General features: G+C 30.1%; 22 protein-coding genes and 1 pseudogene. 3 read left to right on the top strand and 20 right to left on the bottom strand.

The features are described 5' to 3' along the window. Positions 1–28 precede the first annotated feature (28 nt). The 3 genes and pseudogenes from clpX to ETU10_RS11300 form a co-directional block, all read right to left on the bottom strand. Positions 29–1,228, bottom strand: coding sequence for an ATP-dependent Clp protease ATP-binding subunit ClpX (clpX, locus tag ETU10_RS04735; RefSeq protein WP_146310266.1), 1,200 nt, complete (start codon positions 1,226–1,228; stop codon positions 29–31). Positions 1,229–1,325: 97 nt separating this feature from the next. Then, positions 1,326–2,303, bottom strand: coding sequence for a pyruvate dehydrogenase complex E1 component subunit beta (locus tag ETU10_RS04730; protein WP_146292788.1), 978 nt, complete (start codon positions 2,301–2,303; stop codon positions 1,326–1,328). A 69-nt stretch (positions 2,304–2,372) separates the two neighbouring features. Then, positions 2,373–3,107 (bottom strand): annotated as a pseudogene (locus ETU10_RS11300) (DUF5672 family protein). Between the two features lie 83 nt (positions 3,108–3,190). Between ETU10_RS11300 and serS the strand changes: the two are divergent. From serS to ETU10_RS04705, 3 genes are read left to right on the top strand one after another with little or no spacing between them, the layout of a single operon-like run. Beyond that, entirely contained in the window at positions 3,191–4,459 is a 1,269-nt protein-coding gene (serS, locus tag ETU10_RS04715) for a serine--tRNA ligase (RefSeq protein ID WP_146310260.1), read from the top strand. An 11-nt stretch (positions 4,460–4,470) separates the two neighbouring features. Continuing rightward, complete coding sequence (locus tag ETU10_RS04710) at positions 4,471–4,893, top strand: SufE family protein (RefSeq protein WP_146310258.1); 423 nt, start codon at positions 4,471–4,473, stop codon at positions 4,891–4,893. Further along, positions 4,886–5,872, top strand: coding sequence for a glycosyltransferase family 9 protein (locus ETU10_RS04705; RefSeq protein WP_146310256.1), 987 nt, complete (start codon positions 4,886–4,888; stop codon positions 5,870–5,872). Before ETU10_RS04710 ends, ETU10_RS04705 begins: the two co-directional genes overlap by 8 nt. Before the next feature lie 54 nt (positions 5,873–5,926). Here ETU10_RS04705 and rplQ read toward each other — a convergent pair whose 3' ends face one another. The 17 genes from rplQ to rplX form a co-directional block, all read right to left on the bottom strand. Next, positions 5,927–6,445, bottom strand: coding sequence for a 50S ribosomal protein L17 (rplQ, locus tag ETU10_RS04700; RefSeq protein WP_146310254.1), 519 nt, complete (start codon positions 6,443–6,445; stop codon positions 5,927–5,929). A 10-nt stretch (positions 6,446–6,455) separates the two neighbouring features. After that, positions 6,456–7,448 (bottom strand): DNA-directed RNA polymerase subunit alpha, encoded by a 993-nt coding sequence (locus ETU10_RS04695; RefSeq protein WP_146262366.1) that lies wholly within the window; start codon positions 7,446–7,448, stop codon positions 6,456–6,458. Positions 7,449–7,473: 25 nt separating this feature from the next. Next, a complete protein-coding gene (gene rpsD, locus ETU10_RS04690) occupies positions 7,474–8,085 on the bottom strand; it encodes a 30S ribosomal protein S4 (RefSeq protein ID WP_146262367.1) in 612 nt (203 codons plus the stop codon). Between the two features lie 26 nt (positions 8,086–8,111). Then, positions 8,112–8,504, bottom strand: a complete 393-nt coding sequence (gene rpsK / locus ETU10_RS04685) for a 30S ribosomal protein S11 (protein WP_146262368.1) — start codon at positions 8,502–8,504, stop codon at positions 8,112–8,114. 11 nt (positions 8,505–8,515) lie between these two features. Then, a complete protein-coding gene (gene rpsM / locus ETU10_RS04680; protein ID WP_146262369.1) occupies positions 8,516–8,893 on the bottom strand; it encodes a 30S ribosomal protein S13 in 378 nt (125 codons plus the stop codon). Between the two features lie 4 nt (positions 8,894–8,897). After that, the gene (gene rpmJ / locus ETU10_RS04675; RefSeq protein WP_146262370.1) at positions 8,898–9,014 is read right to left on the bottom strand and encodes a 50S ribosomal protein L36; all 117 of its coding nucleotides are present in this window, start codon (positions 9,012–9,014) and stop codon (positions 8,898–8,900) included. Positions 9,015–9,025: 11 nt separating this feature from the next. Continuing rightward, a complete protein-coding gene (gene infA / locus ETU10_RS04670) occupies positions 9,026–9,241 on the bottom strand; it encodes a translation initiation factor IF-1 (RefSeq protein WP_055425352.1) in 216 nt (71 codons plus the stop codon). A gap of 18 nt (positions 9,242–9,259) precedes the next feature. Next, a complete protein-coding gene (gene secY / locus ETU10_RS04665; RefSeq protein WP_146310252.1) occupies positions 9,260–10,633 on the bottom strand; it encodes a preprotein translocase subunit SecY in 1,374 nt (457 codons plus the stop codon). Between the two features lie 6 nt (positions 10,634–10,639). After that, the gene (gene rplO, locus ETU10_RS04660) at positions 10,640–11,089 is read right to left on the bottom strand and encodes a 50S ribosomal protein L15 (protein ID WP_146310250.1); all 450 of its coding nucleotides are present in this window, start codon (positions 11,087–11,089) and stop codon (positions 10,640–10,642) included. Between the two features lie 10 nt (positions 11,090–11,099). Then, complete coding sequence (gene rpmD, locus ETU10_RS04655; RefSeq protein WP_146310248.1) at positions 11,100–11,276, bottom strand: 50S ribosomal protein L30; 177 nt, start codon at positions 11,274–11,276, stop codon at positions 11,100–11,102. Between the two features lie 4 nt (positions 11,277–11,280). Beyond that, positions 11,281–11,802, bottom strand: coding sequence for a 30S ribosomal protein S5 (gene rpsE, locus ETU10_RS04650; RefSeq protein ID WP_146262374.1), 522 nt, complete (start codon positions 11,800–11,802; stop codon positions 11,281–11,283). Positions 11,803–11,815: 13 nt separating this feature from the next. Continuing rightward, entirely contained in the window at positions 11,816–12,172 is a 357-nt protein-coding gene (rplR, locus tag ETU10_RS04645) for a 50S ribosomal protein L18 (RefSeq protein WP_146262375.1), read from the bottom strand. An 11-nt stretch (positions 12,173–12,183) separates the two neighbouring features. Continuing rightward, positions 12,184–12,729: a 50S ribosomal protein L6 gene (gene rplF / locus ETU10_RS04640; RefSeq protein WP_146262376.1), complete on the bottom strand. Its 546-nt coding sequence runs from the start codon at positions 12,727–12,729 to the stop codon at positions 12,184–12,186. A 12-nt stretch (positions 12,730–12,741) separates the two neighbouring features. Continuing rightward, on the bottom strand, positions 12,742–13,140 hold the full coding sequence (gene rpsH / locus ETU10_RS04635) for a 30S ribosomal protein S8 (RefSeq protein ID WP_146262377.1): 399 nt from the start codon (positions 13,138–13,140) through the stop codon (positions 12,742–12,744). Between the two features lie 65 nt (positions 13,141–13,205). Further along, positions 13,206–13,475, bottom strand: coding sequence for a 30S ribosomal protein S14 (rpsN, locus tag ETU10_RS04630; RefSeq protein WP_146262378.1), 270 nt, complete (start codon positions 13,473–13,475; stop codon positions 13,206–13,208). Between the two features lie 6 nt (positions 13,476–13,481). Beyond that, positions 13,482–14,033 carry a 50S ribosomal protein L5 gene (gene rplE / locus ETU10_RS04625; RefSeq protein WP_146310246.1) on the bottom strand — a complete coding sequence of 184 codons (552 nt, stop codon included), beginning with the start codon at positions 14,031–14,033 and terminating at the stop codon, positions 13,482–13,484. A 22-nt stretch (positions 14,034–14,055) separates the two neighbouring features. Then, complete coding sequence (rplX, locus tag ETU10_RS04620; RefSeq protein ID WP_221410364.1) at positions 14,056–14,370, bottom strand: 50S ribosomal protein L24; 315 nt, start codon at positions 14,368–14,370, stop codon at positions 14,056–14,058. Positions 14,371–14,373: the final 3 nt, after the last annotated feature.

Genomic DNA, 14,373 nt, shown 5'->3' with positions numbered 1-14,373 from the left:
TAAAAAAAAACTTCAATTTACTTTTTTTTTAAGTGTTTATTTTTATCTGTTTCACCAAATTAACATATTTATCCTTGTCTATAAAAATTTCTTTTTCACTATTATCTATATTATAACTAATCTCTGAAAATAATTTTTCTGAAATACTTCTTAAACCTCTTGCACCAAGTCCTAAAATTTCAGTTTCTGCAACAATTTCTCTTAAAACATCGTCAGAAATTTTTATATCAATTCCATCTAAAGCAAATAAGGCTTTGTATTGCTTTATGATGGCATTCTTAGGCTCTGTTAAAATTTGCAACATTGCTTGGCTATCTAAAGGTTCTAAGCTTGTTACAACAGGAAAACGCCCTAAAAGTTCAGGAATTAAACCATAATTTTTTAAATCTAAAGCATTAATTCGAGATAATATTTCTTTATTATCTAAGTTACTAGATTTATCTTTTGTAAAACCAATAACACTTTTATTTAATCGATTTGATATTATTCGTTCGATACCCGAGAAAGCTCCTCCAGCTATAAACAAAATGTTTTGAGTGTTTACTTGTATATATTTTTGGTCTGGATGTTTTCTTCCTCCTTGAGGCGGAACGTTTATAACACTACCTTCTAACAATTTCAATAATGCCTGTTGAACACCCTCTCCAGAAACATCTCTAGTTATACTTGGATTATCACTCTTTCTACTTATTTTATCAATTTCATCAATAAAAACAATCCCTTGTTCAGCTTTTTCAACATTATAATCGGCGGCTTGTAATAATCTGGTTAATATACTTTCAACATCTTCTCCCACGTAACCAGCCTCGGTAAGCACCGTAGAATCAACTATGGTAAATGGTACCTCCAACAATTTTGCTATTGATTTTGCTAATAAGGTTTTCCCTGTTCCTGTTTGCCCTACCATTAAAATATTTGACTTTTCTATCTCAACTTCTTTATTTAACTCTAAAGAGTGCTTTAGTCTTTTATAATGATTATATACGGCTACTGATAATTGTTTTTTTGCTTCTTCTTGACCTATGACGTATTGATCTAAAAATTTTTTTATTTCTTTGGGTTTTTGTTCTTTAAATTCAAAATCTTGCTTTTTAACTTGTGTTTGATCTTGAATAAGTATATTATGTGCTTGTTCTATACAATCATTACAAATATGACCATTTAAACCAGCTACTAATAACTGAACTTCAGATTTTTTTCTACCGCAAAATGTACATGTTTCATCCATAATTAATTATCGCTAAAAATTAGTTTAAAAAATAAGGTTTCAAAAAATATATTTTTGAAACCTTATTATATTCTAATATATATTGAACAACTTAAATTTATTTGTATAATGATTTTTTAACAGCCTTAACTACTTCAGAAGCTTTTGGATACCACTCGTTAAACAAAGGTGCTGAATAAGGAGCAGAGGTATCTGCAGTAGTAATTCTTTTAATAGGTGCGTCTAAATAATCAAAAGCTTTCTGCTGAATCATATAAGCAATTTCACCAGCGATTGAAGCAAAAGGCCATTCCTCAATCAACAATACGAGTCTGTTTGTTTTTTTTACTGATGTTATAATTGTTTCATAATCCAACGGTCTTATCGTTCTTAAATCAATAACTTCCGCATGAATATTTTCTTTTTCCAATTCTTCTGCTGCTTGTAATGCTACTTTCATTATTTTCCCAAAAGAAACTATGGTGACATCTGATCCTTCTTTTTTAATATCAGCCACACCTATTGGCAACAAATATTCATCTTCTGGAATTTCCATTTTGTCTCCATACATCTGCTCTGATTCCATAAATATGACAGGATCATTATCTCTAATCGCAGATTTCAACAAACCTTTTGCATCATAGGGATTGGATGGTACAATAACTTTTAAACCTGGACAATTTGCAAACCAGCTTTCAAATGCTTGTGAATGAGTAGCCCCCAATTGCCCCGCAGATCCTGTTGGACCTCGAAAAACTATGGGAACATTCCACTGTCCTCCAGACATTTGATATATCTTAGCCGCATTATTTATAATTTGATCAATGGCAACCAATGAAAAGTTGAAAGTCATATACTCAACAATAGGGCGACATCCGTTCATTGCTGCGCCAACGCTTATACCGCTGAATCCGCTTTCAGCTATAGGGGAATCAATAACTCTTTTAGGTCCAAATTCATCTAACATACCTTTGGAAGCTTTGTATGCTCCATTATAATTTGCTACTTCTTCACCTATTAAGAAAATTGAAGAATCTCTTCTCATCTCCTCACTCATAGCTTCACAAACCGCTTGTCTAAATTGAACTTCCTTCATTATTTTAAAATATTATTTGTAACAAAAGTACAAAAATTCATATATAAATCTAAATTATTTATTACGCTTTTAACTATCTTTGAAATTTAATTTCTTTTTCCAAAAATTGATAACTTTTGGCTTATTTATTCCATGACAGCCAAAAGGTAATTCATTGTTATTTAATTTCAAAGCTAATTTAGGCTTTCTATCTATGGCAAATTTTAAACTTATAGGATAATCAGGAATTTTAAAATCTGACATATATTTAGTTACCTCTATAGACCAAAATACATCTTCATTATAGGGATAAACTTTAATCTCTCTTTTTAATTCTTCTACAATTTTTAAACTTGACTCAATTTTTCTCAATGAAAATCCTCCATTGCCTGTTTTATACTAAATAAGATATTTTTTGCTATTTAATTTCTTTTTAATTTTGGCTAATATATTTGATGTAAATATCCAAGGAGCTCCTATATAATCATATCCTTGATTACACCAATTTAATAATTCATCTTTAAAAACATAACAATCAAGCTGATATATTAATATATAATCTAAATATTTAAATCGCTGATAAAAATCTACAGATAGTAGTAATCTATTATAACCTTCGACACTTTCAAAATAAAAATTATCAAAACCTTCTTTTTCAATATTATTTGAGTCATTAAATTCAATATATTTAGGCAGATTTAGTGAAATTGGATGTACTAAAACAATAGTATAATTTTTAAATACGTTTAAACATCGATCTAATGAAAATTTCTCAAGAGAACTTAATTCAGTTTTATAAATAGGAATATTTATTTTTACTTTCATAATATATTCAAAAATATAAATTAATTTTTATTTATAATTATTTATAAATTTTAAATTTGCTTAAAAGATTTATTTTAAATAGTATGCTACAAATTTCCTTTATAAAAGAAAATAGAGATAAAGTTTTGAATGGTTTAAAGAAAAGAAATTTTAATAATTTATCTCTTATTGATGAAATTATTCAATTGGATGATTCTAGAAAAAAAATAAAATTTAATTTGGAAGCCCAACTCGCTGAGTTAAATCATATATCTAAACAAATTGGAATCTTAATTAAACAACAAAAATTAGATGAGGTTGAATCTTTGAAATCTAATACTTTAAAATTAAAAGATTTAACTAAAGAATTGCAGCATGAATTAAACAATATTGAAGACACTATATTAAAACATCTCTACGAAATTCCGAATATACCCAACAGTTTAGTTCCGGAAGGCTCTAGCGAACAAGATAATTTAGAAATTTATAAGCACACAGCTAATTTTAACTTAATACAGAATTGCTTACCTCATTGGGATTTAGCTAAAAAATATAATTTAATTGATTTTGAATTAGGAGTAAAAATAACCGGAGCAGGTTTCCCTGTATATATGGGCAAAGGCGCGCGTTTACAACGAGCTTTAATACAATATTTTTTAGATAAAAATTCTGAAGCAGGTTATACAGAAATTGTACCTCCTTTTGTAGTTAATGAAACTTCTGCTTATGGTACAGGTCAATTGCCAGACAAAGAAGGACAAATGTATTTTGTAAATGAAGATCACTTATATTTAATTCCAACTTCTGAGGTACCTGTAACAAACATTTACAGAAATGAATTAATTGATAATGCTGAATTGCCTATAAAATTGACTGCATATTCTCCATGTTTTAGAAGAGAAGCGGGATCTTATGGAAAAGATGTTAGAGGATTAAATCGACTCCATCAATTTGAAAAAGTCGAAATTGTTAGGATAGAAAAACCTGAAAATTCTTATTCTGCTTTAGATGAAATGGTTGAACATATAAAAACAATACTTGAATCTTTAAATTTAACTTATAGAATTTTAAGGTTATGTGGAGGAGATTTAGGTTTCACTTCTGCAATAACTTATGATTTTGAGGTATGGTCTGCCGCACAAGAGAGATGGTTGGAAATTAGTTCTGTCTCCAATTTTGAAACTTATCAGGCTAATCGTTTAAAATTAAGATACAAAACAGAAGGCAAAAATCAACTTTGCCATACTCTTAATGGATCTTCATTAGCTCTTCCAAGAGTTTTAGCTGCTATTTTAGAAAATTTTCAAACCCATGAAGGTATTGTCATTCCAAAAGTGTTAGTACCTTATACTGGTTTTAACATAATCAATTAAATATTAAACTAATGATAATTAGCGAAATTCAGCAAGAAATTATTGATGAGTTTAATTCTTTTGATGATTGGCAACAACGTTACGAATATATCATTGAATTAGGTAAATCTTTAAAAGGTATGAATGTTGAAGATAAAACAGAAGATAAACTTATTCAAGGTTGTCAATCTCAAGTTTGGTTAGACGTTACCAAAAATGATGACAAATTATTTTTTGTTGCAGATTCTGATGCTATTTTACCTAAAGGAATTTTAGCTTTGTTAGTAAAAATATATTCCGGGCAACCCATTACTGATATTCTTAAATCTGATGAAAATTTTATTCAAAAAATAGGATTACAAGAATTTTTATCTCCTACCCGTGCGAATGGTTTACTAGCTATGATTAAAAAAATAAAATATTACGCTATTGTATATTCCATTAAACATGAGTAATTTAAAAAAAAGATTACTTGTTTTTAGATTTTCAGCAATGGGGGATGTAGCAATGACAGTTCCTGTTCTAAAAGAATTAGCTCTAAAAAACTTAGATTTGGAGTTAATCATTATATCTAGAGATTTATATAAACCTTTTTTTGAATCTATACCAAATTCAGTTTTTGTAGGTGTAGATTTTAACAATTATAAAGGAGTTTTAGGATTATTTAAGCTTTCTAGAATTTTAAAAAAATACAAGGCTGATGCAATTGTTGATCTGCACAATGTTTTAAGAACTAAAATATTAAAATTTTTCCTTAAGCCTTACATCAAAACCCAAATTACAGTAAACAAAGGAAGAAATGAAAAAAAATTGCTCGCTTCTAATAAATATAAAATTCTGAAACCTTTAAAATCTATGCATGAAAGATATGCAGATGTATTTAGGAAATTAGGATTTAATCTAACATTATCCCATAAACTGAATAGCGATATTATAAAAAAAAATAAACATATTGGTATTGCTCCTTTTGCTAACTATAAAGAGAAAATGTATCCCCTTGATAGAATGAAAAAAATATGCTTATATCTAGCTAATAAGAACTATAAAATTTATCTTTTTGGAGGAGGAACAAATGAATCTAATATTCTAAAAGAATGGAGCGATACAAATTCATATATACATTCTTTAGCTGATAAATGCTCCATAAAGGAACAAATGGAAATAATGAAAAATCTAGAATTTATTATTACTATGGATTCAGCTAATATGCATATCGCCTCAATTGCTGGAACTAGAGTAATTTCTATATGGGGTGCAACTCATCCATTTGCTGGATTTCTAGGATATGGTCAAAAAATTGAAGATGTTATTCAAATTGATTTATCTTGCAGACCTTGCTCAATATATGGAAATAAGTCTTGCCTAAGAAAAGATATCGCGTGTATGAACTACATAGACGAAAAAACTATTTTAAGCAAAATTTTAAATAAATAAAAAAGAAGATTTTATAAAAATCTTCTTTTTTATTTATTTATGCTATTAATACTCTTATTTATCAGTTGAATTTACTTCTTTATTTTCAAGATTTAAATCATCTTGTTCATCAGATGTTACTTCATTTACTGTTTCAGTATCAACTTTTTTTGTTGTTGATGCTCTACGACTTCTTCTTGTTGTCTTTTTAGAAGTATCACCAGAATTATAAATTTCATTAAAATCAACCAATTCTATTAATGCAGTATCAGCAGCATCTCCTAAACGAAACCCTGTCTTAATAATCCTAGTGTATCCGCCATTTCTAGAAGAAATTTTTGGAGCAATTTCTCTAAATAACTCAGTAACAGCTTCTTTATCTTGAAGATAACTAAATGCAAGTCTTCTATTAGGTGTTGTATCCTCTTTGGACTTTGTTAAGATTGGTTCAATGAAAACTCTTAGTGCTTTAGCTTTCGCTAATGTTGTATTAATTCTTTTATGCTTGATAAGAGATACAGCCATATTAGAAAGCATTGCTTTACGATGAGAGGCCGTTCTCCCTAAATGATTAAACTTTTTTCCGTGTCTCATAATTTCCTTATTATTCTACGTCTAATTTATATTTTGAAACATCTAACCCAAAAGTGAGATTTTTAGAATAAACTAAATCTTCTAATTCGGTTAAAGATTTTTTTCCAAAGTTTCTAAACTTCATTAAATCTGATTTAGTAAATGAAACCAACTCACCTAAAGTTTCAACTTCAGCCGCTTTAAGACAATTTAAAGCTCTAACAGATAGATCCATATCAACAAGTTTAGTTTTTAACAACTGTCTCATATGTAGAGCCTCTTCATCATAAGTATCTGACGAAGCAACAATATCTGCCTCAAGAGTTATTCTCTCATCTGAGAAAAGCATAAAGTGATTGATCAAAATTTTAGCTGCTTCAGTTAATGCATCTTGAGGTGCTATTGAACCATCCGTTTGAATATCCAAAACCAACTTTTCATAATCTGTTCTTTGTTCTACACGATAATCCTCTATACTATAACTAACATTTCTTATTGGAGTATATATAGAGTCTATAGCTATGGTTCCAATTGGTGAATGGTTAGATTTATTTTGCTCAGCAGGAACATATCCTCTACCTTTACTTATCGTGAAGGTAATGTTAAAATTAACAGATTTATCCATGTGACATATCACCAAATCAGGGTTTAGAACCTGATATGAAGAAATGAACTTACCTAAATCTCCAGCAGTTAATTCAGTTTTACCTGAAATCGAGGCTGTAGCTGTTTCATTTCCTCCTTTATTGATCTGATTTTTAAATCTAACTTTCTTTAAATTCAATATGATTTCAGTTACATCCTCAATAACTCCAGGAATGGTTGAGAATTCATGCTCTACACCCTCTATTTTTATAGAGGTTAATGCAAAACCTTCTAAGGAAGATAATAACACTCTTCTCAAAGCATTTCCAACAGTCAATCCAAATCCAGGCTCTAATGGTCTAAATTCAAATCTTCCTTTGAAATCATCAGATTCAATTAAAATTACCTTATCAGGTTTTATAAAGTTTAAAATTGCCATATAAATTTTAGCTAATTTTTATTTTTTATTTAGAATATAATTCGACAATCAATTGTTCTTTGATGTCTTCTGGAATTTGAATTCTTTCAGGAGCAATTTTAAATTCACCCGATAGTTTTTCATCATTCCAAACTAACCAATCGTAAGTTTTATGAGAATTATTAGTTAATGCATCTTTAATAACTTGCAATGACTTTGATTTTTCTCTAACCCCTATAACATCTCCAGGATTTAATAAATAAGAAGGAATATTTACAATTTCTCCATTAACGGTAATATGTTTATGAGAAACTAATTGACGAGATCCTGCTCTAGTGTTTGATAAACCTAATCTATAAACTACATTATCTAACCTAGATTCGCAAAGTTGTAGCAAAACTTCCCCTGTAATCCCTTTACTTCTTTGAGCTTTATTGAAAAGATTTAAAAACTGTCTTTCTAATATACCATAGGTATATTTTGCTTTCTGTTTTTCAGCTAACTGAATTGCATATTCAGATTTTTTAGCTCCTCTTCTTTTATTCGGACCGTGTTGTCCTGGAGGGTATTTTCTTCTTTCAAAATACTTATCTTCCCCATAAATAGCCTGCCCGAATTTTCGTGCTATTTTCGTTTTTGGACCAATATATCTTGCCATTAAATATAAATTAATTAAATTAGTAATTAAACTCGTCTTCTTTTAGGAGGTCTACATCCATTATGTGGAATTGGTGTTACATCTACAATTTCACTTACTTCAATACCAGAATTATGGATGGTTCTTATCGCTGATTCTCTACCAGCTCCAGGACCTTTAACAAAAACTTTAACTCTTTTTAATCCTAATTCAAATGCTACTTGTGAACAATTTTCTGCAGCCATTTGAGCTGCATAAGGAGTATTCTTTTTAGAACCTTTAAATCCCATTTTCCCAGCTGAAGCCCAAGAAATAACTTCACCATTTTTATTAGTTAGAGAAATGATGATATTGTTAAATGAAGCCTGAATATGAGCCTCACCTACTGCTTCAATCTTAACTTTTCTTTTTTTAGTTGTTTTTGATGCTGTTTTTGCCATGTTATGAATTATTATTTAGTGGCTTTTTTCTTATTAGCTACAGTTTTTCTTCTACCTTTTCTTGTACGAGAATTATTCTTAGTTCTCTGTCCTCTAAGAGGTAAACCTAATCTGTGTCGAATTCCTCTTTGACAACCAATATCCATTAAACGTTTAATATTTAATTGGATTTCAGAACGCAACTCTCCTTCAACTTTCACATTTTCAGAAATAAATTTTCTGATGGAATTTATTTCATCATCGTTCCAATCGGAAACTTTTTTATCCTCACTAATTCCTGCATCTTTTAAAATTTTTGCTGCAGTACTTTTACCGATACCATATATATAAGTAAGCCCTATAACTCCTCTTTTATTTTTTGGTAAATCTACACCGGATATTCTAGCCATAGTATTAACCTTGTCTTTGTTTTAATTTAGGATTTTTTTTATTAATAATGTATAAACGTCCTTTACGTCTAACAACTATATCATCTGAACTTCTTTTCTTAAGTGATGCTCTTATTTTCATTTTATTATTTTTTAATATCTAAATGTTATTCTACCTTTGGATAAATCATAGGGAGACATTTCTAACCTTACTTTATCCCCAGGTAATAATTTAATATAATGCATTCTCATTTTTCCAGAAATATGAGCAGTTAAAATATGCCCATTCTCTAACTCAACTCTAAACATTGCATTGGATAATGCTTCAATAATTGTTCCGTCTTGCTCTATATGTTTTTGTTTTGCCATATTTTAATCAATGTATGATTAACTTCTACTTAATCTTGATTGCATTAATCCATCGTAATGATGATTTAATAGATAAGTATTAATTTGTTGAACTGTATCTAACATTACACCCACCATTATAAGCAATGATGTACCTCCAAAAAATAAAGCAAATTGATCTGTAGCAGTAAGTCCAACAATTTTAACAATAGCCGGTAATATAGCTATCAAAGCTAAAAAAATTGCCCCTGGTAAAGTTATTTTTGAAAGAACATCATCTAAGTAATCTGCCGTTTCTTTTCCGGGTTTAATTTTTGGAATTAGTCCACCATTTCTTTTAAGATCATCCGCCATCTGATTCACAGGAATTGTTATAGCTGTATAAAAGAATGTAAATACTATAATTAAAATAGAAAACAATAGATTATACTGCCAGCTAAAAACTTGACTAAAACCTGCCCAGAAAGAATTAGTAGTTGATTCCGATCTAACCAGTAATCCTGGGATAAACATTAGAGCTTGAGCAAATATTATTGGCATAACTCCTGCTGCATTTACTTTTAATGGTATATATTGCCTAGCAGCTTGTGTAATCGAACGTAATGAACCTGATTTAGTTCTACTAACATATTGAACAGGTACTTTTCTAACAGCAACAGTTAACATAATGCATAAAACAATTACAAAAAGCCAAACAATAACCTCAGCAAAGATCATTATAAGTCCTTTACCAGTATTTCCCATTTGAACACCTATTTCCTGAACAAAAGCCGTAGGAAAACCAGCCAAAATACCAACCATAATTAGTATAGAGATACCATTTCCTATTCCCTTATCCGTTATTTTTTCACCCATCCACATGGCAAAAATAGTTCCAGAAATTAATATAAAAACACTTGGAATCCAAAACAAAAGTATATTATTAGGATCAACCAAGTATGCAGATCGGAAACTATCCACAGGCAAGAAAACTTGAGTTATAGAGGTTAAATAAGCTGGTGCTTGTATTAAACAAATTAATATTGTTAGCCATCTTGTGATTTGGTTAACAGTTTTACGCCCACTTTCACCTTCTTTTTGTAATTTTTGAATATATGGTATTGCTAGCCCCATAAGTTGAACTACAATAGAGGCGGATATATAAGGCATAATACCTAAAGCAAGGATGGAAGCTTTACTAAAAGCACCACCAGTAAAAGATGATAATAGTGTTAATAAACCTGTTGCTTGTTTATTGCCTCCATTTTCTTCATAAGCTTTTAAAACGTTTCCTACTTCCACCATATTGATTGCAGGCAAAGTAACATGTGTACCAAGCCTGTAAACCAATATTAATAAAAATGTAAAAACAATTTTGTCTCTTAATTCTTTTATACTCCAGATATTTTTTAATGTCTGTATAAATCCTTTCATACCCTATTATAAAATATTAGCTTTTCCTCCAGCTTTTTCAATAGCTTCAAGAGCAGATTTAGTGTATTTATCTACACTAACCGTAATTGATGATTTTAACTCTCCTCTACCTAAAATTTTAACTAAATCTTTTTTTGAAGCTAATCCATTCTGAACTAATATTTCTTTAGTGATCTCGTTAGAGATTTTATTGTTATCGATTAGAGATTGAATAGTATCTAAATTAATTCCTACGTATTCTTTTCTATTGATATTTTTAAAACCAAATTTGGGTAGTCTTCTTTGTAAAGGCATTTGACCTCCTTCAAAGCCGATTTTATCTTTGTGTCCTGAACGAGATTTGTCTCCTTTATGTCCTTTTGTAGAAGTACCTCCTTTACCACTACCCTGACCTCTACCTAGTCTTTTACTATTATGTGTAGAACCTTCAGCAGGTCTTAACGTATGTAAATTCATAATTTTTTTATTATTCAACAGTTACTAAATGTTTTACAACTGCAACCATTCCCATTATCTGAGGTGTCACATTATGCTCAACCGTTTTATTTAACTTTGTTAAACCTAAAGCCTCTAAAGTCAATTTTTGGTTTTTAACTCTTTTAATTGGGCTTCTTTTTAAAGTTATTTTTATCGTTGCTGCCATATTCTTAACCTTTAAATACTTTAGAAATTGAAATCCCTCTCTGTCTTGCTATTACATCTGCACTTCTAAGATTTAGTAATGCTTTAACGGTAGCTTTTACCACATTGTGTGGATTGGATGAGCCTTTAGATTTTGACAAAACGTCTTTAATCCCAGCAGATTCCAATACGGCACGTACTGCACCACCTGCTATAAGCCCTGTACCATGTGAAGCTGGACGTATAAATACATTAGCACCACCATAGCGAGCTGTTTGCTCATGAGGTAAAGAACCGTTCAAGATTGGAACTCTAACTAGATTTTTTTTTGCATCTTCAATGGCTTTAGCTATTGCACTTGCAACCTCTTTAGATTTACCTAATCCAAAACCAACAACTCCTTTTTCATCTCCTACAACTACAATTGCAGAAAAACCAAAGGCTCTACCACCTTTAGTAACCTTGGTTACTCTTTGTACACCTACTAAGCGATCTACAAGTTCTAAACCACCGGGTTTTACTCTTTCAATATTTTTTATTCCTAACATGATTTACTACAGATTAAAAATTTAAACCTTCTTCTCTAGCTCCATCGGCTAAAGCTTTAACTCTTCCATGATACAAAAATCCGTTCCTATCAAAAACTACAGTATTTACACCAGCTGTTTTAGCTTTTTTAGCCAATTCTTTACCAACCAATGTAGAAATTTCAGTTTTAGTTCCTTGTTTCCCAGAAATTTCTTTTTCTCTAGAAGAAGCGAAAGCTAAAGTTTTACCTGTATTATCATCGATAAGTTGAGCATATATTTCTTTGTTACTTCTATATACAGATAATCTTGGTTTATCTGCTGTTCCGAATATATTTTTACGAACTCTCCTTTTAACTCTTATTCTTTTTTCTTTTTTAGTCAATGCCATAACACTTTTTTTTATGCAGATTTACCTGCTTTTCTTCTAATTTGTTCACCTACAAATCTAATACCTTTTCCTTTATATGGTTCAGGCTTACGTAAAGATCTTATTTTAGCACAAACCATACCTAATAAGTGTTTATCATATGAAGATAAAGTAATGATCGGATTCTTACCTTTTTCTGTTAAAGTTTCAACTTTAATTTCAGTAGGTAGATCAAATACTACAAGGTGAGAAAAACCAAGAGCTAATTCTAATCTTTGACCTTGATTAGAAGCTCTATATCCAACACCAACCAATTCTAGTTTTTTTGTAAAACCTTCTGAAACTCCTATCACCATATTATTAATCAAAGCACGATATAAACCATGTAATGATCTATGTTCTTTAGCATCTGATGGTCTTTCAACTGTTACTTGAGCATCTTCAATTTTCAAAGTTATTCCTCCTACTAATTCCTGTTTAAGCTCGCCGTTCTTCCCTTTTACTGTTACTACATTATCTTTATAATCTAAGGTAGCACCTGTAGGAATATTTATAATTGCTTTTCCTATTCTTGACATTTCTTCAAATTTTTAGTAAACATAACATATAACTTCCCCACCTACATTCTCTTGACGTGCTTTTTTATCCGTCATCACTCCCTTAGAAGTCGATATTATAGCGATCCCTAAACCGTTCAATACTCTTGGAAGTTCCTTAGAACCAGAATATTTTCTTAATCCTGGCTTTGAAGCTCTCTCTATACATTTTATTGCTGATAAGTTTGTAAGTTTATCATATTTCAAAGCAATTTTAATCTTACCTTGAACCTTATCATCTTCAAACTTATAGTTAAGAATATAACCTTGATCAAAGAGAATTTTTGTAATTTCTTTTTTAATTTTTGAAGCAGGTATTTCAACTACCTTATGACCTGCTCTTGTAGCATTCCTTACTCGTGTTAAGTAATCTGCAATTGGATCTGTAACCATATTTATTTAATTTTAGAGTATAGAAATAAAATTCTACTTTTAAAATCTATATTTATTATTTTATATTACCAGCTGGCTTTTTTTACTCCTGGTATTAAACCATCATTAGCCATTTCTCTAAAAGTCACCCTAGATATACCAAATACTCTCATATATCCTCTTGGTCTACCAGTTAATTTGCATCTATTATGCAATCTTACTGGAGATGAATTTTTAGGTAACTTTTGTAAAGCTTCATAATCTCCTGCCTCTTTTAAAGCTTTTCTTTTATCAGCGTATTTAGTTGATAACGCTTCTCTTTTGCGCTCACGCGCTTTCATTGATTCTTTAGCCATAAATATTTAATTCTTTTTAAAAGGCAATCCAAAATGGGTTAATAATGCTTTAGCTTCTTTATCCGTGCTTGCACTAGTTACAAAAGTAATATCCATACCTTGGATTTTCTTCACTTTATCAATATTAATTTCTGGAAAGATAATTTGTTCGGTAATACCTAAAGTATAATTACCTCTTCCATCAAACCCAGAGTTTTTAATTCCATTAAAATCTCTAACTCTTGGTAAAGCAGAAGAAACAAGTCTATCTAAAAACTCATACATACGGTCACCTCTTAAGGTTACCATAGCGCCTATTGGCATACCTTTTCTAAGTTTAAAACCTGCTTCGTCTTTTTTAGAGATGCAAGGTACTGCTTTTTGTCCTGAAATCAAAGTAATTTCTTCAACAGCATAATCTACAATCTTTTTATCTGCTGTTGCAGAACCTAATCCTTGACTTATTACAATTTTTTGTAATTTAGGTACTTGCATAACAGATTTATATCCAAACTCCTCTTTTAAAGCAGATTTGATTGTCTCGTTATATTTTTTTTTGGGTCTTGCTATATATTGCATAATTATTCTAAATCTTATTAAATTAAATAGCTTCTCCTGATTTAACAGCAATTCTTACTTTTTTTCCTTCCTCAATTCTATAAGAAATTCTAGTTGGCTTACCCGATTTAGGATCTAACAAAGCTAGATTTGAAATATGGATAGTAGCTTCTTTTTCAATAATACTTCCTTGAGGATTTTCTGCTGAAGGTTTTTTATGTTTTTTTACTATGTTCACACCTTCAACAATTGCTCTATTCTTTTCAGGATACACAACTAATACATTTCCTTGCTTGCCTTTGTATGCACCAGCTAAAACTTGTACTTTATCTCCTTTTTTTATTTTAATCTTTGTCATAAC

This window comes from Apibacter muscae (genome assembly GCF_007845595.1).
In the GTDB taxonomy this organism is placed as follows: Bacteria; Bacteroidota; Bacteroidia; order Flavobacteriales; family Weeksellaceae; genus Apibacter; species Apibacter muscae.
The sequence above is the reverse complement of the archived record's forward strand: the minus strand, read 5'-3'. Positions and strand labels throughout refer to the sequence as shown.